Source organism: Domibacillus sp. PGB-M46 (assembly GCF_022668875.1).
Taxonomy (GTDB): domain Bacteria; phylum Bacillota; class Bacilli; order Bacillales; family Domibacillaceae; genus Domibacillus.
In genome coordinates, this window is sequence record NZ_JAKGCR010000003.1 from 61,451 (window position 1) to 84,613 (window position 23,163).

Below are 23,163 nucleotides of genomic sequence, written 5' to 3' on the forward strand. Positions count from 1 at the left end.
ATGCAAAAAGGGGAAATTTAAGTTTCGAGAAGTTTATTTTTAAAAACTTTTAATTTATCTTTTCTGCAAGCGCAGCAAGCGGATCATTGTTCAGTTAGGTCTATTGTTTAGCTGAAGCAACCCAGCGAGTACAGCTAGAATCACAGATTTAAATTCCACATAAATACATTTAGCCCATCTAATTACCTCCTTCTTCTATTGTTATAATGAATTAGCGTCCTAAAAGATTTCCCTAACTGCGCGATCGCTAAACTGGTACTAAAGATATAACTAGTTATTTACCCTTCAAATAAGTAATCATTCCTGTTAATAAATGTGTTTAATACTGTAAAAAAAGAGTGAGATAGATTTAATATAAAAGGGACAAATTTACTGAATTTTCTGCCAGAATTGACTCTGGTAGTTTTTATGATTAGAATAAACAATTATTATATACATTTACATATGAGTAAAAAAAAGGATAAAAATATTCAGTATACATACAAACTCTTTTTTTTGTGACAGGATTTTGTCTGGAAAAGTCTTTACTGCCTGTTATCAGGCGTGAAAAATAAACAGCCAGGAGGTTCTTTTATGAAAAAGTTGTTTTATGTTTTCTCTGTGTTTCTTTTGTTTTCGCTGCCAAACGGTGCAGCTTCTGCTCAAGCTTTGAATGCAGCTGATCTTCATTTCAGCTCCACCGTTGTGGATGGCCATAATGATACGATGATGAAAGTGGTGGACCCCGGTACATGGCTGCCGGTTACGAACATTCGAAACAGCACAGATTTTCAAGTAGACATTCCTAAAATTCAAGCGGGCGGCTTGGACGTCCCGTTTTTTGCAGCTTATACGTCTGGCTATTATGGAAATACCCCGCGCAGTCTCAGCAGAACGCTGGCGCTCATTAACGCTCTTTACTGGACCCAAAAACAAAACAGCGATGTTATGCACATTACTTCATCTTTCAAGGATATTCAAACAGCGGTCAAAGGGGGAAAAATTGCGGCTTTCCCTACGATTGAGGGGGCATATTCTCTTGAAGAGAAAAACGCCATTGAATTGCTGCACCAATATTATGATTTGGGAATTCGAGCGGTTGGCTTCACATGGAATTACTCGAACGCGCTCGGAGAAGGAGCCAACAAAGTCTACGGAGATCCGGCCAGAACTCCTTCCTCAGGCGGCTTAACGGAGCTTGGTGAAGAAGTAGCACGGGAAATGAATAAACTTGGTATGATCATCGATGCTTCCCATATGTCTGAAAATACATTCTGGGATGTAATCAAGGTGTCCCAAGCGCCGATTATTGCCAGCCATTCCGGTGCTTATTCATTAAGAAGTCATCAGCGCAACTTGACGGATGATCAATTGAAAGCGCTGGCCGAAAATGGTGGTGTTGTGGGAGTCGTCCTTTACCCGGAGTTTTTAACAGACCGGTACCCGAATGAACCAGCTTCTATTAAAGACTATGTGGATCACATTGACCACGTTGTAAAGGTGACTGGCATTGATCATGTGGCCCTTGGATCCGATTTTGACGGCGGACCGCTGCCGGCTGATTTAAAAGATTCTTCCGAGTTGCCTAAAATCACAAAAGAACTAGTAAGCCGGGGCTATTCCAAGCAGGACCTTCAAAAATTGCTTGGTGAAAATATGCTGCGTGTTTTAAGAGAAGTAGAAAAAGCGGCGGATTATAAGCCGGCAGACGACAGCAAAAACCTAAACTTGGTTCCTTCCCTGCAAATGGGTGAAACCATCGCAAGCAATACGCCTTTGTTAACAGCGAAAGTGGAAGGAAAGCAGCTTGCACAACTGAAGAGAGAAAGCCTGCGGATTGTGGTGGATGGCATTCCATATACTCCACATTTCAATCAGGAAACATCGGCTGTTTCAGTCCAGCTTCAAGAACCACTCAAAGAAAAATTCCATGTGGTAACATTTGAAGCAAAAACGAGCACAGGGAAAGCTGCAAAAGAAACAAGAATTTTTTACATCAATCAATAAATAACATAGTCCCGGCGATGAAAAATGAAACCTCGAATGACTGGCTTTTGATAAGTCTCATTCGGGGTTTTTTGCTTTTATATAAACAGGGCTCAAAATAACTTGTTAGATTTTCTGACATAGAAAGTGACGATTTGTCAGAATTTTTATACGATAAACGAAAGAATAAACAGCAGGTGAAGAACGGTGAATGCTTCTTTTAAAAAACAGCTGTCCCAGCTGTACAATGAAGTCAATCAGGAAATTTACAGTACAGGCGTAAGCAAGCAAAAAATAGACGTTGTAGAAAACCGCATTGTCATTTTTGCTCAAACAAAACGTTCGCCTTTGATTTCCGCTTTAGGCAGGCGCTATCCGGAGTTAACACTATCCGTGGACGGGGCTTTAGCAATGGAATACAAACACAGCTTAAAAGAACGGATTGAAGAACAGTTTGGACTGACAGTGACAGCTATTTTTAAAGATTACGACGCGGTAAGCCAGCATGCCTGCACCGTCATTTATGTAAAAGAACCACTTGATGCATCCCATAAATAAGGAAACTGCTGGAGAATTTTGATTTATCATTTTTCTTCACCAGCATTCTTTTAAAAAGTCGGAAGCTTACATGTCGTTATACGTCATATAAGAGCCGTAGAAACAGAAGGAGAAGCCTCCTTTTATTTCTACGGCTCTTTTTTATAGAAAAGGAGGAGCAACAAATGAATTCAAAAGTCATATCGTTAGGATTTCAGCATGTAATGGCCATGTATGCAGGAGCAATTCTTGTTCCATTGCTGGTCGGAAGAGCGTTAAATCTTTCTTCAGAGCAGCTGGCTTATCTCGTAGCCATCGACTTATTAACGTGCGGCATCGCTACACTGCTGCAGGCATGGAAAAACAAGTATTTTGGAATCGGCCTTCCCGTCGTGCTTGGTGCCTCTTTCGTCGCTCTTTCGCCCATGATTGCCATCGGTTCTGAGTACGGCCTTCAGGCTGTTTATGGATCGATTATAGCGGCAGGCCTTTTTATTCTTCTGTTTGCCCGTTATCTTGGCAAGCTCGTCAAGCTTTTTCCACCTGTTGTAACCGGAACAGTAGTAACCATTATCGGTTTATCACTCATTCCATCCGGCATTCGAAACATGGCGGGCGGTGCAGGAAGCCCGGATTTTGGCAGCCTGGAAAACCTGGTGCTGTCCATGGGTGTTATCGGGGTCATTCTTTTAGCTAACCGCTTTTTAAAAGGCTATCTCCGTTCTCTTTCTGTGCTGCTTGGCATCGTGGCAGGCACCATAGCCGCCGTTCTTATGGGAAGAGTTCATTTTCAGGAAGTAGCAGAAGCGTCCTGGTTTCACTTACCGCAGCCCTTTTATTTCGGTATGCCTGTTTTTGAAATCGGGCCGATTTTGACGATGCTCATTGTCGGCCTGGTCATTATTGTGGAATCAACAGGCGTCTTTTTCGCTTTAGGAAAAATTTGTGACCGCCCCGTTACGCAGGAAGACCTTACCCGGGGGTACCGGGCAGAAGGCCTGGCGATTATGATTGGCGGAATCTTTAATGCTTTTCCATACAATACGTTTGCTCAGAATGTAGGGCTTGTACAGCTGTCAAGGAACAAGTCAGCAAATGTCGTTGTGGCAGCGGGCTTTATTCTTGTTTTGCTTGGATTAATTCCGAAAGTAGCGGCCCTGGCGACGATTATTCCTGCTCCTGTGCTGGGCGGCGCGACGGTTGTGTTATTTGGAATGGTCGTCTCCTCCGGCATTAAAATGCTAAGCTCAGTGGATTTCAGCGATCAGCAAAACGGACTGATTGTCGCCTGTTCGATTTCACTGGGGCTCGGGGCCACGGTTGTACCCGAGTTGTTCAGCCAGCTGCCCGGCACACTGCGCATTCTAGTGAGTGATGGTGTGATAACCGGCAGCCTGAGCGCTATTTTGCTGAATGTGTTTTTTCATTTCCGGACCGTTTTAGGTTCAGGCACTGCCCGCCAGGAGGAAGCGGATAAAGCGCACATTTCATAATAAAGAAAAGGACGGTAGAAAGAAATGGTGACCATAGAAGCATTAAACAACATGTCAGAACAGGCGTTTACCGAAACATTAAAAGACTTGGCTGAGCACTCCCCGTGGGTGATTCAAAGAGTAGGAGAGCATCGGCCGTTTGGATCCCGCGAGGCTCTTTATCAGCAAATCATTACCATTATTCAAACAGCGAGTGAAGAAGAAAAAATGAACTTAATTCAAGCACATCCTCATTTAGGAACCCGAAAAAAAATGACCTCGTTTTCCCAAAGCGAGCAAAAAGGCGCCGGGTTAAATGCGCTGTCGGAAGCTGAATACGAGCAGCTGCTGGAATTAAACAAATCGTATGTTGAGCGGTTTGATTTTCCTTTTATCCTGGCAGTCCGGGGCAAAAACAAAGAAGAGATTTTCGCCTCTATACAAGAAAGGCTGCGGCATTCAAAGCAACAGGAACGCGACCGGGCGCTGGCCGAAATCAGCCACATTATCCGCTTTAGAATAGAAGACCAAATAAAAGAAGAAGGAAGCTGATTCGATGACTGGATTAACCACCCATATATTGGACCTGGCGCATGGCCGCCCTGCTGAGAGAGTAAAGATTGAGCTTTTTGAACTCAACGGCGCCGAAAAGCAGTTTTTAAACCGTGCACAGACCAACTCAGACGGCCGTCTGGATGCTCCGCTTCTTTCTTCGGACAGCATGCGGACAGGAGAATATGAACTGTTGTTTTGGATTGGCGATTATTTTAGAAAAAAAGGGCTCGAGCTGCCGCAGCCTGCTTTTTTGGAAAAGGTCTCCGTGCGAATCGGGCTCGATCATTCATCGCCGCATTATCATGTTCCCCTGCTTGTTTCGCCATGGGGCTATCAAGTGTATCGCGGAAGCTGACGATTTCGTTTTAATTATTTAAAGGAGATGAGAACCATGAGTATAGAAGCGTTGAATAAACGAGTAAAAACAGATCTTTCTTATTTGGCATTTGGCAGAGAGGGCTGGGTGCATCCGTCCCGTCACTCTGAAGGCCACGTGTATGATGCTGTCATTGTGGGCGGCGGGCAAAGCGGGTTAGGGATTGCTTTCGGCCTTTTGCGCGAGCGCATTTCTAATATTTTGATTATCGATGAAAACAAAGAAGGATATGAAGGACCATGGGTCACATATGCACGGATGATGACACTGCGGACACCGAAGCATTTAACATCCATTGACCTTGGCGTTCCTTCTTTAACGTTCCGTTCCTGGTGGGAAGCGCAATTCGGGTCGGAGGGCTGGGAAGCTGTCGATAAAATTCCCCGAAGCGACTGGATGAATTATTTACGCTGGTACCGGAAAGTTTTGCAGCTGCCCGTGATAAACGAAGTGAAGCTTAAGCTCATTGAGCCAATGGAGGAAGGAATTCACCGGATGCATATTGAAGGTGCCGGCGCCCCATCAGACGCCCTGCTCGCGCGCAAAGTTATTTTAGCGACAGGGATTCAAGGAGGCGGTGAGTGGCATGTGCCGCCGATGATTTCTGAGAAGCTGCCCCCTAATCTTTATGCCCATACGTCCCAAACGATTGATTTTAACGCGCTGAAAGGAAAGAAAGTAGCCGTTTTAGGAGGCGGTGCTTCTGCTTTTGATAATGCAAACTTTGCCCTAACGGAAGGAGTGGCCGAGGCCCATATATTTGTCCGCCGTAAAGAAATGCCAAGAATTAATCCGATTCGCCAGATGGAAGGTTCCGGGATCATTGAGCGCTTCCACGTGTTATCGGACGAACAAAAGTACGCGGTGATGGCTCATTTTTTCAAGCATAATCAGCCGCCGACCAACGATACATTCCAGCGTGCCGCTTCATGGCCGGGATTTCATTTGCACCTTGAATCACCCTGGCTTGAGGTGGAAAGCAAAGAAAACAAAGCATTGGTCACAACACCGCATGGCACGTTTTCGTTTGATTATTTGATCATCAGCACCGGTCTTGTGACCGATCCGGCGCTGCGCCCGGAGCTGAAGCTCGTTGAAAACGAAATTGCCCGCTGGAGCGATTATTATAAAGCGCCTGCTGAACGCGCAAACCCGCTTATTGATGCGCACCCGTATCTCAGCCCCGGCTTTGCTTTTACGGGACGGGATGAAGAAGCACAAAAAAAGCTGTACGGCCTTCTTGTTTTTAATTATGCAGCATTAATTAGCTGTGGCATTTCAGCTTCTGCTCTTTCGGGAATGAAATATGGGATTCCTAAAATTGTCTCCGCGGTAGCAGACCAGCTTTTTCTTGATGATCAGGACACGATTTTAAAACAATTTTTTGCTTACGATGAAGTGGAATTTACAGGAGAATGGACCGGAAAAACAGTGCTGGAAGCGTAGACCGTTTGAAAAGATTGAAGAAATGATTTTCAAAGTCTCTCTTTTGAGCCGGAAAACGTTCCGGCCATCCAGCAAAGAACCCGGCTATACAAAAAGGAGGTCTCAGCCGTCGGTTTTCCGGCTTAGAGCCCTCCTTTTTGTGTGTTGATTTAAATTTGAAAGAGCCAGACGACAATGGGCCCAAACAGGGAGCCCAGCACAGCGCTGAGCGTCATAGAGACCGAACTCATGGACACGGCAAGTTCCCCGTATTCAAATGCTTTTGAAGTGCCTAAAGCGTGAGAGGCGCTCCCAAAGGCGATACCCTTTCCTAACGAACTGCGAATACGCATCCACTTTAAAACCATCGGTCCGAGCAAAACACCGGAAAATCCGGCGATCATCACAAATACAACGGTCATAGATGGCACACCGCCAATTCCAGTGGCGATTTGAATCGCAACGGGTGTAGTAATAGATTTCGGTATAATTGAAAGAATTAAATCACGGTCCACTCCCAATACCTCGGCAAATAAAAGCCCGCTGATCATTCCCGAAAAAAGTCCGACCAGTACGCCCCCGAGAATGGGAAAGCCGTATTGAAGCAGCACATGACGCTGCTTGTAAAGTGGGTACGCAAGAGCCACAACGGCTGGGCCGAGCAGGGAACTAATCCACTGGCCGCCGACCATGTAGCCGTTATACGAGATATGAAACGCTGCCAGCAGCACAATAATCAACACGGTCGTTGTCAAAACTGGGAGAAAAAATGGATAAGGAAACCGCTGATACACTTTCATCATTACTAAATAAGCAGCAACGGTGAATAAAATGATCAGGACTGCGAGAAAAAATTGCGGCATGCTTTTTTCTCCTTTCGTTTATTGGCCCGCGTTTCCAACAGCTGGCTGGCAATTCCTGCTGCAGCCATGGTAACGATTGTGCTCAGCACCACAATGAAAAGCAGCACAGCACCGCTGCCGGAAAAAAGAGACGGATAATTGATGACACCCGTCATGGCTGGAATAAACAAAAGAGGAAGAAACGACAACAAAAAACCAGCGCCATTTTCAATCATTTTCACCGGGAGGATGTTGAAAATTAAACAAAGAAGCATCAGCACTAAACCGATAATACTTCCTGGAATCGGTATATGAAATAACTGATGAATGGTTTCTCCGAGTACAGAAAAGACATACAAAATGACGATCTGCAATACAACTTTTATAGCTTTCAATGTAAGATGCTGCTCTTTAAATGAAGAACAACGTCCTCCTTTCCGGCCGTCCGGGCCTTTGAGTTATAATGTGGGAATTTTCTTTACTTTCTGTTTATTTACTTGTAAGATACAAATATATATAGTTGTATTATACAACTATATAACGCTTTGTCAATGAAGGGAAAGCCTGTATACTCGGGGAGGGGAGTGAAGAAAAGTGGAAAAGCGAAACCCGGTTGAACGCATCGAGTACGAACTGACTACATTTATCCGGCGGGCGGTTTATCTCGATAACTCGGAAAAGAAAATCGGCAACCTAGAGCGGTCTGCTTACTTATTATTAAGGCACCTGGATGAGTTTGGCCCGGCACGTGTAAAAGAGCTGGCAGAATCATTTAAATTAGACATTTCAACCGTTTCAAGGCAGGCAGCGGCTTTAGAAGCAAAGGAGCTGATCATCCGTTTTTCGGATCCTGCAGATGGGAGAGTCAGTTTATTTACAGTTACAAAGCTTGGCAAGCAAAAATTGAAAGCGGATAAAAAAATGCGGCTGAAACGATTTGAAAGCATCACGAGTGAGTGGTCAGCCGATGAAAAACAACTATTTGGCGATCTGCTTATTCGTATGAACGAAGCATTTTTTGATTAACACAGATAAGAAAAGGAAGCCTGGTTTGCACTTTTTTCGGCTGCAGGCCGGCTTTATTTTTTTCTCCATAAAAATGATTTTGCCTATTGCACGGAAAGAATTCCTGTAGTACAATCTAATTGTGAAATAGTTCACAATAAATCTTAGAGAAACAAACCATATTTTTTTATAACTTTATGTGAAATACTTCACATGAAATCAAAGAAAAGAAACGGCTGATCATTTTTCAGATCAACCATTCAAGACAGCAATCATATCATTTTTTATATAAAAACATGTGAAACATTTCACAAATAATAAAACCGGAGGACATTATCATGAACTTTACAAAAGGCAATAAAGTCGTTTTAGTTGGAACAGGTGCAGTTGGATCAAGCTATGCATATGCGTTGTTGAATCAAGGCATTTGCGATGAGCTTGTGCTGGTTGATTTAAATGAAGAAAAAGCAAAAGGCGATGTAATGGACCTTGACCACGGTATTGTATACGCGCCCGGGGAAATGGCGGTTAAGTTCGGCACGTATGAAGACTGCAAAGATGCAGCCCTTGTTGTCATCTGTGCAGGCGCCCCGCAAAAGCCGGGGGAAACAAGATTAGACCTTGTCAGCAAAAACGTGAAAATTTTCGAATCCATCGTTGGAAGTATTATGCAAACCGGTTTTAACGGTATTTTCTTAGTCGCAACAAACCCTGTCGATATTTTGGCTTATGCAACATGGAAAATTTCCGGCCTTCCAAAAGAGCGGGTGATCGGCTCAGGAACAGTGCTTGACTCTGCCCGGTTCCGCTCTGCATTAGGAAAAGAATTTGATACAGCACCAGCAAGCGTTCACGGCTGCATTATTGGAGAACACGGTGATTCCCAGCTTCCAGTTTGGAGCTCAGCAAGTATTGCCGGCACACCGGTGGCACCATTGTTAACAGAAGAAAGAAAAGAAGAAATAGCAGTGGCCGTGCGTGATGCTGCTTATGACATTATCAATGCTAAAGGAGCGACTTACTACGGAATTGCAACAGGGCTTGCCCGGATTACAAAAGCGATTTTGCGAAATGAAAATGTAATTTTGCCAGTCGGTGCGCTGCTAGAAGGTGAGAATGGACACAGCGACGTATATATCGGTATTCCGTCTGTGATTAACCGTGGCGGCGTGAAAAGGGTGGTTGAACTTAACTTGAACGAAAGTGAACGGGAAAAGCTGGCCCGGTCTGTTCAAACATTAAAAGATATTCAAGGGGCTATTTGGCAGGAGAGTAACGTCTGAGTATTTTACAAAACGGAGTCCTTCTTATGTTAGTCAGCACGTTTGATCCGTTTCATAATCTGGCACTTTCCGCTTCTGTTGCTGCAATTCCGATTTTATTGTTTTGACCGTCTTAAAGATGAAAGACATTTATGCATCGCTGGTTAATTTATCCATCATTTTATGAAAGCCAAAATATATTTTCCTTCTGAATGGCCGGGAAATAAAAACAGAAAAGCATTCTGCAGGTGAAGTGATTAAAGCGTGGTCGCCATAGTCCATTGCGATCGCAACGGCTGCAGTTGGCGAAACAGGGAATGAAGCTGCGCGGACAAAAATGACGATCAAATACAGCTTCGGCCTGCTGGCATTTATCTGCATCTGGATATTTGTACTCTCACTGGTTTTTCAAAAATAAGATCAATAAAAAAAAGGAGCGGAGCCGCTCCTTTTTATTGGTTCTTAAGCAGGGGCCGATCCTGCCGGTACAGGTCTAAATCAGCACTGTGGCCATCCCGTATATCCTCGGCAATCAGTTTAGCGAGCAACTGGCTGTATACAGTTCCGTTGTCGCCAAAGGCGAATAAAAAGTAGCTGTCCGGGTAATCATCGTATCGGCCGACAATCGGCAGACCATCGACAGTTCCTCCGTAAAAAGCCGTGGAATAATACTCAGGCTTTACATTCAGGCCCGGAAATAATGTTTCCAGCTCCTCAATCAGCTTTTTCTTTTTATGCACCAGCTTGCTGTCACGGTCTTCGGGATACGTTGTATTGTCATCGAGACCGCCGATCAAAATCCGGTTATCCGCTGTTGTCCGCAGATACAAGTAGGGACGGGCGGTTTCCCAAATCAGCGTACGGTTATGCCAGGCGGATAAGTCATCGGCCGGGCTGGTTGTAACGGTATAGGTGCTTACGAAAGAAGCTTTTTTCTCCTTTTTCACGTCTATTCCATCATATCCCGCTGCGAAAATAACGCGGCGTGCCCGGATCGAGTGTCCCGTTTTTGTCGACACAACCATGCGTTTTTGCTCACGGTCGTAATGATGGCCATTCACTTCTGTTTCTTCGTAAACCTCAGCGCCTCTTTTTGCTGCCCACTCAAGCAGGGCATGGGTAAATTTAAATGGGTTCATTTCGCCATCGTCGTAAGAATAAATCGCGGCTTCCCGGCTGAATGGATAGTGAGCTTCAATTTTTTTCTTATCCCAAAAACCCAGTTTAAAGCCTTGCTGCTTCAGCCATTCATATTCCTTCTTTAAGGGTGAAACGTCTTCTTTGGAGCTGGCGGAGTATAAAGTATCCCGCCGGCTGAATTCAAAATCGAGGTCGACCGTTTTGGAGGCTTCCTCGATTTCATCAATGGCCTCCTTCAGCAAGCGGGCATGCCGGCTGATATATTCTTCTCCGAATGTATGAATCAGGTCTGTAAACATTTTTTCGCCTGAATATTGAATCAAGGCCGTATTCGTAATCGTGCTGCCGAAGCCGATTTTTCCTTTTTCTACTACCACTACATCCAAACGGTGGGAAGCAAGGTAGTAAGCGCACTGGGCACCAGAACTTCCGCCTCCGATAATTAAGACATCACAGTTAAGATCCTGGTCCAGAGAAGGATAGGATGGGGCATCAGGGAAAGTGGCTGGCCAGTAATACGTTCCAGAATGTAAGTTCATTTGTTTCCTCCTGCATGTAAAAAACGATACTCTTACTATCTCCAACCTGTTTGTACTCATACAAAGGTTTTAGTTTTTCCCGCCTGATATATAATAGGAAAACAGAACAAATGGCAAATATGACAGAAGCGGGCTTAAAGGAGAAACCAAAAAAACCGAACTCCATAGAGAGTTCGGTTTTAGTTATGATTTTCGTTTAACAGCCGCTAATGCAAGCGTGCCAAGACCGGCGGCCGCCACGGAAGAAAGCACCGGATGTTTAACGGCTTTTACATAAAAGCTGCCGTTTCGAATCCAGCCTTTATTCGTTCCCCGCTCGTGAAGGCCATAGCCTGCATGGTATAGAGCGCTTTGATCTTTCTCCGGATTTCTTGACCGCTCGTCGTGCTGGGTCGCATATAAAGTGCGCTCGACCAGCTTGTCCGTTAATCGCGGTGCCAGCCGTCCGAGCACGGCGAACAGCTTTGCCTGTCCGCCCACATACATATCCCGCTTTGGATGCTCGGCTGCATAAAGAATGGCTTCTGCTACCGCTTCAGGAGGATACACCATGCCACGGTGAGCGGGCTGTTTGTTTAAGTAGCTGCGTGCATGTTCATTATAAGGTGTGTCAATTCGTCCAGGATGAATGAGTGTGACAGAAACGGGTGCTTTTTCTTTCTCCAGCTCCATCCGAATGTTTTCTGTCCAGCCGTGCAGGGCGAACTTGGCAGAAGCATAAGTCGACTGCAGGACGGTCCCGCGATCACCAAACAGGCTTCCCACATTAATTAACGCACCTGGAACGCCTCTTTCTTTGAAATGGCAGACAGCCGCCCGTGTACCATAGACAACGCTCCAAAAGTTCGTATCAAACATTTTTTTCATATCCTCAATGCTTACATCGGTTGCGTGGCCAAAAATCGAAACACCTGCATTGTTTACCCACGTGTCAAAGCGGCCGAATTCCTTGATAGCCGTGTCAGCAATACGATTTACATCTTCCTCATGTCCAACATCTGCTCTTACCCATATCGCTTCATGACCTTTCTGGCGAAGCTCTTCTGTCAGCTGCTTTAGAGCATGCCCGTTTCGGGCTGCGAGGACAACCTTCGCGCCTTTGGAAGCAGCCATCCTTGCTGTCACAAGGCCGATCCCGCTTGAAGCGCCTGTAATGACGATCACTTGATCCTTTAACTTTTTCAAGGAAAGCTCGGTGAAGGGGCGCCCGGGCTCAAGTTCATGTGCGAGCACTTTATTCGAGTCGTTGAGCTGACTGCTTTGGCTGGTTTGGTTTTCATTCAAAGTAAGTCCCTCCCTGGAAATAAGGCTTGCTTTTTTATTCTACCCGCTCATGTTGCTTCTAACCATTTCCAGCGGAAGGATGAGAGAGCATAAAAAAACAGCCCGGCCTGCAGCGTTTGAGCTGCAGGGACAGGCTGTTTTTACATATTATATATGCTTATTTCGTGTTCAATGTGCTGTGTTTGCGGCCATAAGCGAAATAAATCAACAGGCCGATGATAAACCAGATGCCGCATGCGATCCATGTAAGTCCGGAAAGCTGGGACATAAGGAACAAGCATAAGAAGAAAGAAATAATTGGCAATGCCGGGAAGAATGGCACTTTAAAGCCGCCGGTTGGAATGCTTTTGTCTTTTCTCAAGTACAAAATACCGAGTGAAACGATCGTGAACGCAACAAGCGTACCCATGTTGACAAGCTCCGCCAGTTTAGAAAGCGGTGTAACGCCTGCACAAAACGCGATGATAATCGCAAAAAACCATGTATTTTTCACTGGTGTTTTGGTAGTTGGATCGACTTCAGAAAGCATTTTCGGCAGCAAGCCGTCGCGGCTGAACGCATAAAGAAGACGCGTTCCGCCATACATCATCACAAGGATAACAGTAATCATCCCGATAACAGCACCGAGTGAAATCACGCCGGCTGCCCAGTCCTGGTTGACAAGCTGCATGGCAAAGCTGACCGGGTCACTTACATTTAACGTCGTATAAGGCGTCATGCCTGTCAGGACAAGTGAAACGGATACGTAAAGCAGTGTACAAACGAACAGGGAACCAATAATCCCGATTGGCATGTTCCGCTGCGGATTTTTCACTTCTTCCGCTGCTGACGATACCGCATCGAATCCTAGATACGCAAAGAACACGAGTGCAGCGCCGGTCATAATGCCGCCCACACCAAATGGCATAAACGGCTGCCAGTTTGCCGGTTCTACATAAAACACGCCGACAACGATAAACAGCAAAATAACCGCTACTTTAACGAATACCATCATCTGATTTAAGCGGGCAGATTCTTTCACACCCCGCGACAACAGAAGGGCAATAATGAAAATAATTGCCACGGCTGGAACGTTTACGTACGTTCCTTCTGCCGGATTAAAGGAACCTGAAATCGCTTTTGGCAAATGAATATTAAATCCTTCTAAAAGCGTGGAGAAGTAAGCAGACCAGCCGGTTGCGACCGCCGCCACAGCCAATCCATACTCTAATACTAATGCCCAGCCGACAAGCCAGGCGACCAATTCTCCAAAGACGATATAGCTATATGTGTACGCACTGCCCGTTACGGGTACAGCCGAAGCAAATTCTGAGTAGCACATAGCTGCCAAAGCACAAACAACTGCAGCAACGACAAAGGAAAAGACGATAGCCGGTCCAGCATGGGTAGCAGCTACTGTTCCAGGAAGGATAAAGATTCCCGTTCCCACGATAGCACCTATACCCATTAACGTCAGATCAAACGCTCCAAGCGTCTGCTGAAGCTGTCCGGAGCCATTTTTCCCTAACAACGATTCGACACTTTTCTTTCTAAATACTGTATTTTTCACGCTTAACCCTCATTCTTTCTACAAACATGTAAAGATTCTAACGGTTTCTGTCGTACAGGTCAACAGCTTTTTTTAAATAGTAAGATATTTTCAAATAGTAAGCGTCTTCAATTTTTCAAACAAGCGAAAAAGTCTGTTTTTGTCGGAATTTGTCAAAATTTTATACCCGGCTCAGCCGCATGCTGGAGAGTAGTGCATGTGGTATAATAGAAGGAAATAAACTGGATATGGCAGGTTGTGAAAAAGTGAAAAAGCTAAGCGCAACATCAAAGGAATTTAACCGCATTTTAAAAAACTTGTCTCTTGAAAACTTAGAGCTGAGCAAACATCTGCAGGAAAGGGCTCTTCAGCTGGTCAATTCAAAAAAAGACATTACAAGTGAAGCGGTCAAGGAACAATTTCATGGGAAAGTACTTTGACGGGCTCAATGACGAGTATCTGCTTCAAAACAATGTAATCGGCGCAAGAACGCTGGAGGAACTGAGCAGGGCCGAGGCTTTTGCGTTTACGGTACGCGCTGCTCAAATGGAAAGAGGCGGCTTCGTCCTGAAGCACTTTACGGAAGAGGAATTTAAGCAGCTTCATCATTTCCTGTTTCAAGATGTTTATCCGTTTGCCGGCGTATACCGGAACGTGAACATTTCAAAAGGAACGACGGTTTTTTGCCATGCTTCTTACCTGGGCAGCATGGCCGCTCACATTTTCAATGAGTTAACGAATGATTCGCTGCAGGGGCTGACGACGGTCCAGGCGGCCAAACGTCTCGCTTATTACAAGGCCGAGTTAAACATGCTGCATCCGTTCCGCGAGGGAAATGGCCGGACGGCCCGCATTTTTTTATTTCATTATGCAAAGTGTTTCGGCTTCGAATGGGCTTACGAAAAGCTTGACTATGATGAATATATGCAGGCGATGATCCAGTCGGTAACCGATTCATCAGGCCTGGAATCAATTTTTGAAAAAACGCTTGCCCGTATAAAATAAACGGCAAAAAAGCAGACCCGGCCGGGTCTGCTTTTGTTGATGAAAGAATGGAAAAATCCTGCTCTGATTTTCAGAGCAGGATTTTATGATATTAAAGCGCGTCTTTGATGACTTTCTTGCTATAGAGAACAGACAGAATACCAAATACTGAGTAAAGCACCGTATATAAAAGCATCACAATAAGCATCGGTGTCCACAGCTCGCCGCCGAAGAAAAACCAGCCGGACTGCACAGCAAAGTAGCTGTGTAAAAGGCCAATCAAAAGCGGAATGCCGAAGCTGAAAAACTGCTTGATGCGGATCCCCTGCACAAGGTCACCGCGCGTAAAGCCAAGCTTGCGTAAAATGGTGTAGCTGCCCCGTTCTTCTTCGCTTTCATCCATTTGCTTAAAGTATAAAATACAGCCGGAGGTCACGAGAAACGTTAAGCCCAGAAAGCCAACGATAAACATCATCAGCCCCATATTTTGTTTTTGGTTCTCGGCTGTCTGTGACTGGGAAAGCCCTGTGCCGAAATATCCTTGAGAGAATACGTCATTCGCTTTGTCCAGCTGCGATTCGTCGGTTACATCCAGTCCAATATAAAGAGAAGTACCATACTGAAGAGATGGATCGGCGTCCTGCTTTAAGCGGTTAAATACCGTATCATCCACCACTGCAGTCGGCAGGCCGCCGCTTGTAAAGGTGTACGGAAGCAGGAAGTCCCGCTCAAGGCCGATATAGTCTTGCGGAATGGCTTCTGTTTTGCCAAGCAGCTCAATCGAACCGGAATCTTCAAGCGGCATTACCTTGCTGAGCATATCTACATAGCCGGAAAAAAGAGTGTCATTTGGTGACAAATTCATGCCTTTTACACTTTTATCGCTAATGATGGGCATTTGCATTCTATCCGCGTCAAACGTTGCTTCATCAAGCTCCGAACTGACAATATCAGACGTATTCACTACCGCTTGTACAACCTCGATCCGTTTTTCTTCATAAGCAATATTTTCCTTATCAAACGCCTGCTTCAGCTTTGCGGCCTCCTGGTCATTCGGCACGACAAAATCATTCGGCACCTGCTGCTGGGCTGATTTTTCCGCCGAGTAGTACGATATGTAGCTGAGTGACAGCAGGCCAATCGCCAGTGCGGACAACGTGGTAATAACCGTCAGCATCAATGCATTTGATTTCATTCGAAACATAATAGAAGAAAGAGAAAGTATATCTTTTACAGTTAAATAACCATTTTTTCGTTTGCGAATGAGGTGAAACAAAAAACGAACCGATCCTTTGTAGAATAAATAGGTTCCGATAATGACCGAAGCAAGAATAAACGCCATTGCTCCAAACAGCTCGTTCATAGTGGTGAAATCACCACCGAACAATTTGGAGGAAACAAAATAGCCGGTTGCAATTAAAACGATGCCGAGCAGCCCGATGCAAATCTCCCAAATGGAAATCCGCTTCCCTTTTTCTTCTCGTGTGCCCACCACCCGGAAAAGAGACAAAATATTTTGCCGCTTAATAAATAGTCCATTCACTGCCTGAATACACAGATAAATCAGTGTGAATACAGCTAGCGTCTGCACAAGCGCCTGTGATGAAAAAGACAGAGAAGCTATTTTATCAACACCGGTTACTTTAAACAAAATCATGGTAACCAGCTTTGAAGCGGCAAAGCCGACAAACAAGCCGATGATAAGAGAGCCGAAATACAAAAGCAGGTTTTCAACGCTTAACAGCTTAAAAATCTGTCCTTTCGTCATGCCGATCAGCTGAAGCAGGCCGATTTCTTTGCTGCGGCGTTTTATAAAAATAGAATTGGCATACAAAAGAAAAACGGTCACGATCGCAATCAACAAAATAGAAGCAGTCCGAATGGCAGCCGTACCTTTAATGCTGCCTGATGCTTCATCCATTGCCGGGTCGTATTGAAGAGTGACAAATGCAAAGTAAAGCGCGGCACTGAACACAAGCGCAAATACATATAAATAGTAGTTTTTTAAGTTCTTTTTTAAATTTCGGACCATCAATCCATTAATGCTCATGATGCACCCCGCTCAGTAAACCCTGTGTTTTCATGATGTCCTGGAAAAAATCCTGCCTCGATTGATTTCCTTTATTAAGCTGGGTATACATTTGTCCGTCTTTAATAAAAATAACCCGGCTTCCGAAGCTTGCCGCCGTCGGGTCATGAGTGACCATCATAATGGTCGCCGTGCGCCGTTTGTTTAAGGCTGTTAACTTGTTCAGCAGGTCAGAGGCTGATTTGGAATCAAGTGCCCCGGTTGGCTCATCGGCAAAAATCATACTTGGCTCATGAATAAACGCCCGCGCGGCAGATGTTCTTTGTTTTTGACCGCCGGAAATTTCATTGGGGTACTTATCACGGATTTCATAAATGCCGAGTTCATCAGCGATCACATGAAACCGTTCTGCTGCTTCGCTCTGGCCGGTTTTAGCAATGGTCAGCGGAAGCAGAATGTTTTCTTTTACAGTAAGTGTGTCGAGCAGGTTGTAATCCTGGAAAATAAATCCAAGGTGGTTTTTACGGAACTCGGCCAGCTTTTTTTCTTTCATGGCTGTCATTTCATGGCCGTCAATCCAGATCGTTCCCTGGCTTGCCTGGTCAATGGAGGACAGGACATTTAAAAGCGTTGTTTTACCAGAACCGGATGCACCCATAATGCTGACGAACTCGCCTTTTTCCACATTCATATCAATGCCTTTCAACACTTCCTGGCGATTAAATTTGTTTCCATAGCTTTTGCGAAGCTTCGCCGCTTTTAACATACTCATATGATTCACTTCCTTTAATTGATACATTTATTGTAAAAAGAGGAGAAGAGAAAGTCCTTTCATTTGGCGAACAAAAAGCAAAAGCATGTGACGTTTTCGTCACATGCTTGTCAGGCGGACAAACGCATTCGGCTCAGGAAACGTAAGTGTAAAGGTTGTGCCGGAGCCGGGATCGGAAACGGCTTCTAATTCAATCAATAGAGAATCGGCCGCTTTTTTGGCTAAATAAAGTCCCATCCCCGTGGCAGAATGGTTTTGGTGAAAGCCGCCGGTTGCCGTAAATCCTTTATCAAAAATACGCGGAAGATCCTGCGGCGAAATGCCGCGGCCGAAGTCCGTCACCGCAACGGCTGCTTGATTTCCTCTTTGGATACTGCGAATGATAATATCGCCTGAATCGCTGTATTTAACCGCGTTTGTCAGCAGCTGCCGAAAAATAAACGCCAGCCATTTCGCATCGCTCAGTACAGGCGGGCCGGTTACCTCAACATCAAAGCCAATGCCTTTTTGCAGGCACCAGGACTGGAGAGACCGTATTTCGGTAAATAGGAGCGGCTCCAGCGCCACGTGCTCCACATACAAGTCATTTTTAATAAAGGGCATCCGCTTTTGATGCAGCTGCCGGTCTAAAAGCAGATGAATACGCAGCCATTCGTACGTAAGCTGTGTTTTCATCCTCTCGTCCTCTATCCGGTCTATCATTAAATGCATGGCGGTTAAAGGGGTTTTCACTTCATGAACCCAGGACATCAGATCGTCTTTTTCCTGTTCAAGCTCTGTCCGGTGGCGGGAAGCCTCCTGTTTATACTGTTCAACCTGCTTTGTGAGGTGCGTGTGAACGACTTTTTGGAATGGGCTTTCTGCCTCAGCCATCGGTTCCCCGTCCAGTGAGGTGTCCCTTTCCTGAAGCTCCCGGTAAAAAGCCGATTCTTTTTGAAAGCGGACAAAGAAAAAAACGAGGAAAAGAAGGGCAGACAAAAAATTTATATATAAAATGGATGAAAAGGGAATGGTTGTATCGACGAATACAACCAGAAACAGGAGCAGCTGCTGAACGAGAAAAAAGCCAATCCAGCTGCGCCGTTCTTTTATGTAGGTTCCGATCATACGCTTTCCTCTTCGACTGCCATGTACCCCTGGCCGACTTTCGTTTCAATAAAATGGCCGATCCCGAGTTCATCCAGCTTTTTTCGCAGCCGGTTCACATTAACCGTCAATGTATTGTCGCTGACGAACCGCTCATCGTCCCACAGGCTTTTAATCAGCTTTTCCCGGCTGACAATGTTGTTTTTCTGTTCAATGAGCTGCTTTAAAATAAACATTTCATTTTTTGTTAGTTCGACTGATCCGTGCTCATTTTGAAGGAGACTTTTATCGTAATCGACTGTAGCACCGCACCAGGCTTTAAGAAGGGACGGGGCAGTGCTGTAATTGTAGGCACGCCGCAGCACGGCTTGTATTTTAGCAACCAGCACGTCAAAATGAAACGGCTTCTGAATAAAATCATCCGCTCCAAGCTGCATTGACATGACCATGTCAGTCGGGTGGTCACGTGAAGACAGGAACAAAATCGGTACGTTGGAATGGGTACGAATCATTCGGCACCAATGAAAGCCGTCAAATTTCGGCAGCTGGATATCAATAATCACCAAATCAGGATTTAGAGCTGTAAATTCTTTCATCACCTGTCCAAAATCGGTAACCCCGTAAACATCATATGACCATTGCGTCAGCCGTTCCTTCGTTTCTTTAAACAGCGTTTCATCATCTTCAATCAGCAGCAGTTTAAACAAACAATCACCACACTTTTCCAATTGTCTTTCTTTTATTGTATCGAAAAGCGGCGGGCAGTTGAACTTTTTTTAACGGAATGAAGAGCGTGGGGCTCCTTCATCTGCTTTCATTCTGCAACGGTATGGTTTCTCCGTTTCCTTCAATTAGAGAATACTTGCCTTTATATTTACAGGATAAAAAGTAAAAAAGGAAAAAAAGTCTGATTGATTATAGTTATTTTGTAACCTGAAAAGCTATACTTTCTTTTGAGACTCCATTTACGAGAATAACAAGAGTGTGTTCACCTGCATAGTGCTTGCGAGTGGTCATATCACGAAAAGATTGGGTACGGACTATTACTTTGGATTGTCCGGCTGCAAGGTGAGTGTCTGAAAGCTGAAATACTTTCCGGCTTGGACGGCCATTTTTTTTCATATAGTCAATCGCATATTCAACTCGTACTTTTGTATCTAATGCGGCATGGAGTTCTACTGAAAAATGCAGAGCTTCGCCAATTACAACTGTCCGTTTTTCAAGGGTGAGCCGTTGAACGGAAACGTGCTCACTGCCTGGATAACCGAACAGGTGGAGGACATCCTTATTTCCCTGCTTTAGCAATGTACGGGCGGCATGGCGCAGGATCCAGTCGGTATAAGGATGCTGCTGTCCATACCGCCGGCGGATAAACTCAATAACAAGGTCCGGGTGTGTTTTTGAAATATCATTTAAATGGTTCGCGACACTTTTTCGTACATACAGTGAATCATCCTGCATAAGCGGCTCAAGCAGCACAAAAAGCGGAGCGGGGTCTTGTTTAAAAGCTGGAATCGAATGTGCCCATGGCAGTCGCGGGCGGGCACCTTCGCTTGCGAGCCGGCGTATATGTTCGTTGCTGCTTTTTGTCCATTTCATCATCTGAGAAAGCATGCGTTCTTGATCCTGCAGCAGAAAAGGCCGGACGGCAAACTCAGAAGTGGAGTATACGGTTAACCGGGCAAGCGCGTCCATCGATTTTTCCCAGAAGGCAAGCCCATACTGCTCTACATAATCCGGAAATACAAGTCCTTCCAGCTGTTTAAACGAAGGAGCTGCATCCAGCAGCACAGGAAGCGCTTTTGGAAAAGGTTTATTGATTCCCTTATACATCGCAGTCGATAACTGGCGAACACGTTGCTTAAGAGCCAGAGACTCCCATTCTTCTTGATACACACAATTTAAGAATGCTTTTCGGTTAAAGGACAAGTCAGCCCGCTCAAGCGCATCGGCTAATGAATCGATAAAGTCATTATTATATATATCTTTTAAATCTGCCATCATTCGTCAGCTCCTTTCTGCCAGTATAACATAGGGTCGAACATATGTTGGTTTTGGCAAAATGCCGGGTCGGCTATTTCGTGTCCGAATCCTGGAAAACCATAGTGAATGGCAGTCTTAAATTTTTTTATGATGAATGATCGCCAGCAGGAAACGGACAAGGTAAATAAGAACAGCTGTAAAGTACGTTTAAGGGTTCTCACCAAAAGGATAAGAATGTAGTGGAAAGATTTTTTAGACTATGTTTGTGAAATATTTTACAATGTAAGAAGAAAGGAGAGAGAATGATGAGTAAAAACAAGATGCCTGCTCAGGGTAAGGGAGAAGTAAGGCTTGGTCTTCTTTTTTTAACGCTTTTAATTGGAGCACTTATTTGGTTTGTTCCTGCACCGTCTGGACTCTCGTCTCAGGCATGGCATTTATTCGCTATTTTTGTAGCCACAATTATCGGGCTTGTAGTTAAGCCCATGCCAATGGGCAGTGTGGCTGTTTTAGCCCTGACCGCAACGGTTTTAACACAGACACTGACCATTGAAGAAGCGCTCAGCGGGTTTCAAAATACGACGATCTGGCTGATTGTCATTGCTTTTTTTATTTCAAGAGGATTTATCAAAACCGGCCTTGGCACCCGGGTTGCATACATGTTTGTGAAAAAGTTCGGTAAAAAAACACTTGGCCTGTCTTATTCGCTTGTGGCAAGTGATCTTATTCTGTCTCCGGCGATGCCGTCCAACACAGCAAGAGCCGGCGGTATTTTGCTTCCAATTGTCCGGTCGCTGTCTGAAGCGTACGGTTCCCGGTCAGGAGATGGAACGGAACGAAAGGTAGGGGCGTTTTTAACAACGGTTTCCTTTCATGGGGATATGGTAACATCCGCCATGTTTTTAACGGCGATGGCAGCCAATCCGCTTGCAGCACAAATTGCCGGCGACATTACCGGTGAACCGATTTCGTGGGTCGGCTGGGCCGCAGCTGCGTCTGTGCCAGGCCTGCTCAGCCTGCTGCTTGTTCCGTATGTGCTGTACAAGCTGTACCCGCCGGAAGTAAAAGAAACACCGGCTGCACCCCAAATGGCCGCCCAGAAATTAAAAGAGATGGGTCCTTTAAAAAGAGAAGAGTGGTTTATGATCGGTGTGTTTGTCCTGATCTTGGCTTTGTGGATTTTCGGAACAAACTTTGGTATCACCGCTACAACAACGGCTTTTATCGGACTTGTCGCGCTGCTGATCACTCAAGTGCTGAGCTGGTCTGATATTAAAAAAGAAGAAGGCGCGTGGGACACGCTCGTCTGGTTTGCGGTTTTGGTTATGATGGCCAGCTTCTTAAACGATCTCGGTATGATTCCATGGTTTACGGATACAATGAGAGGGGCCGCCAGCGGCATGTCCTGGCTATGGACACTAGTCGTTTTGGCTGTCGTTTATTTTTACTCTCATTATCTTTTTGCGAGCAACACGGCTCATGTCAGTGCCATGTATGCCGCTTTTCTGGCTGTGATCGTGGCTGCCGGGGCTCCGCCGGTTGCCTCTGCTCTTTTGCTCGGCGTATTCAGTAATTTGTTCGGCTGCTTAACTCATTACAGCAGCGGGCCGGCACCTGTATTTTTTGGTGCGGGTTATGTAACACAAAGTAAATGGTGGGCGCTCGGGCTGATCATTTCCATTGTTCATTTAATTGTCTGGCTTGGAGTCGGCGGTGCCTGGTGGAAGGTGCTTGGTCTTTGGTAATGGACGAGAAACATCTAGAAAAAGCGTATGATGAGCAGCTGTCCATTCAGACAACGGGTGATCAGCAGGGGTTTCCCCAGCTTGCCCACTATCATCGATACGAGCCGACACCCTATGCGGGGCTTGATGAGCTTTTTGGGCGCTGTACATTGGATGCAAGTGACGGATTTGTTGACGTCGGCTGCGGAAAAGGGCGGGTTGCCTTTTACGTGCACGACCGGTTCCGGGCTTCGGTTACGGGGATTGAAATGAACCCTGCTTTTTTTGATGTGTGTCTTCAAAACAAAATAGGGTATATGAGAAAAAGAAAGCGCCGGCACGGATTGATTGGTTTTCAATGTGTGATGGCGCAGGAGTATGAAGTAAAAGCAGAAGATACTGTTTTTTACTTTTTTAATCCGTTCTCAGTGCAAATTTTCATGCGGGTCGTACAGCGGATTTTGGCCTCAATGGAAGCCTTCCCGCGCCAGGTGACACTCATTTTGTATTATCCATCAGACGAATACCTATATTATTTGGAGCATCAGACGGTATTTGACTGGCTCGATGAAGTGAAATTGGGCGGGATGTATGAAAAAAACGAGCATGAACGGTTTGTTCTTTTTCAATACCAATCATAAAGGAGTGCTTAAAC

The 23,163-nt window shown here is 45.3% G+C and carries 22 protein-coding genes and 1 pseudogene; 13 read left to right on the forward strand and 10 right to left on the reverse strand.

Annotated features, from left to right (window positions below; translation table 11 throughout):
* The first annotated feature begins 573 nt into the window (after positions 1-573).
* The 6 genes from L2D08_RS04410 to L2D08_RS04435 all read left to right on the forward strand — a co-directional run bounded on the left by L2D08_RS04410 (position 574) and on the right by L2D08_RS04435 (position 6,351).
* Positions 574-1,986, forward strand: coding sequence for a dipeptidase (locus tag L2D08_RS04410; protein WP_242232519.1), 1,413 nt, complete (start codon positions 574-576; stop codon positions 1,984-1,986).
* A 186-nt stretch (positions 1,987-2,172) separates the two neighbouring features.
* A complete protein-coding gene (locus L2D08_RS04415; protein WP_242232520.1) occupies positions 2,173-2,523 on the forward strand; it encodes a Na-translocating system protein MpsC family protein in 351 nt (116 codons plus the stop codon).
* 164 nt (positions 2,524-2,687) lie between these two features.
* Complete coding sequence (locus tag L2D08_RS04420) at positions 2,688-3,995, forward strand: nucleobase:cation symporter-2 family protein (protein ID WP_242232521.1); 1,308 nt, start codon at positions 2,688-2,690, stop codon at positions 3,993-3,995.
* 24 nt (positions 3,996-4,019) lie between these two features.
* Positions 4,020-4,526 carry a 2-oxo-4-hydroxy-4-carboxy-5-ureidoimidazoline decarboxylase gene (uraD, locus tag L2D08_RS04425; protein ID WP_242232522.1) on the forward strand — a complete coding sequence of 169 codons (507 nt, stop codon included), beginning with the start codon at positions 4,020-4,022 and terminating at the stop codon, positions 4,524-4,526.
* A gap of 4 nt (positions 4,527-4,530) precedes the next feature.
* A complete protein-coding gene (uraH, locus tag L2D08_RS04430; RefSeq protein ID WP_242232523.1) occupies positions 4,531-4,884 on the forward strand; it encodes a hydroxyisourate hydrolase in 354 nt (117 codons plus the stop codon).
* Positions 4,885-4,920: 36 nt separating this feature from the next.
* Entirely contained in the window at positions 4,921-6,351 is a 1,431-nt protein-coding gene (locus L2D08_RS04435) for an NAD(P)-binding domain-containing protein (RefSeq protein WP_242232524.1), read from the forward strand.
* 149 nt (positions 6,352-6,500) lie between these two features.
* Here L2D08_RS04435 and L2D08_RS04440 read toward each other — a convergent pair whose 3' ends face one another.
* Together L2D08_RS04440 and L2D08_RS04445 are read right to left on the reverse strand one after the other, a co-directional pair.
* Positions 6,501-7,193, reverse strand: a complete 693-nt coding sequence (locus L2D08_RS04440) for an LrgB family protein (protein WP_242232525.1) — start codon at positions 7,191-7,193, stop codon at positions 6,501-6,503.
* Positions 7,166-7,567 carry a CidA/LrgA family holin-like protein gene (locus L2D08_RS04445; RefSeq protein WP_242232526.1) on the reverse strand — a complete coding sequence of 134 codons (402 nt, stop codon included), beginning with the start codon at positions 7,565-7,567 and terminating at the stop codon, positions 7,166-7,168. Before L2D08_RS04445 ends, L2D08_RS04440 begins: the two co-directional genes overlap by 28 nt.
* A gap of 199 nt (positions 7,568-7,766) precedes the next feature.
* On the opposite strand from L2D08_RS04445, the gene L2D08_RS04450 reads away from it, so the two are divergent.
* The 3 genes and pseudogenes from L2D08_RS04450 to L2D08_RS04460 form a co-directional block, all read left to right on the forward strand.
* On the forward strand, positions 7,767-8,198 hold the full coding sequence (locus L2D08_RS04450; RefSeq protein ID WP_242232527.1) for a MarR family winged helix-turn-helix transcriptional regulator: 432 nt from the start codon (positions 7,767-7,769) through the stop codon (positions 8,196-8,198).
* A gap of 317 nt (positions 8,199-8,515) precedes the next feature.
* Positions 8,516-9,460, forward strand: a complete 945-nt coding sequence (locus L2D08_RS04455) for an L-lactate dehydrogenase (protein ID WP_242232528.1) — start codon at positions 8,516-8,518, stop codon at positions 9,458-9,460.
* 256 nt (positions 9,461-9,716) lie between these two features.
* Positions 9,717-9,857 (forward strand): annotated as a pseudogene (locus tag L2D08_RS04460) (hypothetical protein); the annotation flags it as partial.
* 34 nt (positions 9,858-9,891) lie between these two features.
* Here the strand turns inward: L2D08_RS04460 and L2D08_RS04465 are convergent.
* From L2D08_RS04465 to bcaP, 3 genes are all read right to left on the reverse strand, one after another.
* Complete coding sequence (locus tag L2D08_RS04465; RefSeq protein ID WP_242232529.1) at positions 9,892-11,118, reverse strand: NAD(P)/FAD-dependent oxidoreductase; 1,227 nt, start codon at positions 11,116-11,118, stop codon at positions 9,892-9,894.
* 183 nt (positions 11,119-11,301) lie between these two features.
* Positions 11,302-12,351 (reverse strand): SDR family oxidoreductase, encoded by a 1,050-nt coding sequence (locus L2D08_RS04470; protein ID WP_242232814.1) that lies wholly within the window; start codon positions 12,349-12,351, stop codon positions 11,302-11,304.
* Positions 12,352-12,559: 208 nt separating this feature from the next.
* Positions 12,560-13,951 carry a branched-chain amino acid transporter BcaP gene (gene bcaP, locus L2D08_RS04475; protein WP_242232530.1) on the reverse strand — a complete coding sequence of 464 codons (1,392 nt, stop codon included), beginning with the start codon at positions 13,949-13,951 and terminating at the stop codon, positions 12,560-12,562.
* A gap of 245 nt (positions 13,952-14,196) precedes the next feature.
* Here bcaP and L2D08_RS04480 point away from each other — a divergent pair, with 245 nt between their 5' ends.
* Complete coding sequence (locus tag L2D08_RS04480) at positions 14,197-14,370, forward strand: Zn-dependent hydrolase (protein ID WP_242232531.1); 174 nt, start codon at positions 14,197-14,199, stop codon at positions 14,368-14,370.
* Entirely contained in the window at positions 14,354-14,935 is a 582-nt protein-coding gene (locus tag L2D08_RS04485; RefSeq protein ID WP_242232532.1) for a Fic/DOC family protein, read from the forward strand. Before L2D08_RS04480 ends, L2D08_RS04485 begins: the two co-directional genes overlap by 17 nt.
* Before the next feature lie 91 nt (positions 14,936-15,026).
* Here L2D08_RS04485 and L2D08_RS04490 read toward each other — a convergent pair whose 3' ends face one another.
* From L2D08_RS04490 to L2D08_RS04510, 5 genes are all read right to left on the reverse strand, one after another.
* Positions 15,027-16,964, reverse strand: coding sequence for an ABC transporter permease (locus tag L2D08_RS04490; protein ID WP_242232533.1), 1,938 nt, complete (start codon positions 16,962-16,964; stop codon positions 15,027-15,029).
* Positions 16,954-17,715 carry an ABC transporter ATP-binding protein gene (locus tag L2D08_RS04495; protein WP_242232534.1) on the reverse strand — a complete coding sequence of 254 codons (762 nt, stop codon included), beginning with the start codon at positions 17,713-17,715 and terminating at the stop codon, positions 16,954-16,956. Before L2D08_RS04495 ends, L2D08_RS04490 begins: the two co-directional genes overlap by 11 nt.
* 99 nt (positions 17,716-17,814) lie before the next feature.
* Positions 17,815-18,822, reverse strand: a complete 1,008-nt coding sequence (locus L2D08_RS04500; protein WP_242232535.1) for a sensor histidine kinase — start codon at positions 18,820-18,822, stop codon at positions 17,815-17,817.
* Positions 18,819-19,508: a response regulator transcription factor gene (locus L2D08_RS04505; RefSeq protein ID WP_242232815.1), complete on the reverse strand. Its 690-nt coding sequence runs from the start codon at positions 19,506-19,508 to the stop codon at positions 18,819-18,821. The genes L2D08_RS04500 and L2D08_RS04505 overlap by 4 nt, the downstream gene beginning before the upstream one ends.
* Before the next feature lie 214 nt (positions 19,509-19,722).
* Complete coding sequence (locus L2D08_RS04510; RefSeq protein ID WP_242232536.1) at positions 19,723-20,802, reverse strand: DNA alkylation repair protein; 1,080 nt, start codon at positions 20,800-20,802, stop codon at positions 19,723-19,725.
* Positions 20,803-21,089: 287 nt separating this feature from the next.
* On the opposite strand from L2D08_RS04510, the gene L2D08_RS04515 reads away from it, so the two are divergent.
* Positions 21,090-22,529 carry an anion permease gene (locus tag L2D08_RS04515; RefSeq protein WP_242232537.1) on the forward strand — a complete coding sequence of 480 codons (1,440 nt, stop codon included), beginning with the start codon at positions 21,090-21,092 and terminating at the stop codon, positions 22,527-22,529.
* The gene (locus tag L2D08_RS04520) at positions 22,529-23,149 is read left to right on the forward strand and encodes a class I SAM-dependent methyltransferase (protein ID WP_242232538.1); all 621 of its coding nucleotides are present in this window, start codon (positions 22,529-22,531) and stop codon (positions 23,147-23,149) included. Before L2D08_RS04515 ends, L2D08_RS04520 begins: the two co-directional genes overlap by 1 nt.
* The last annotated feature ends 14 nt before the right edge of the window (positions 23,150-23,163 follow it).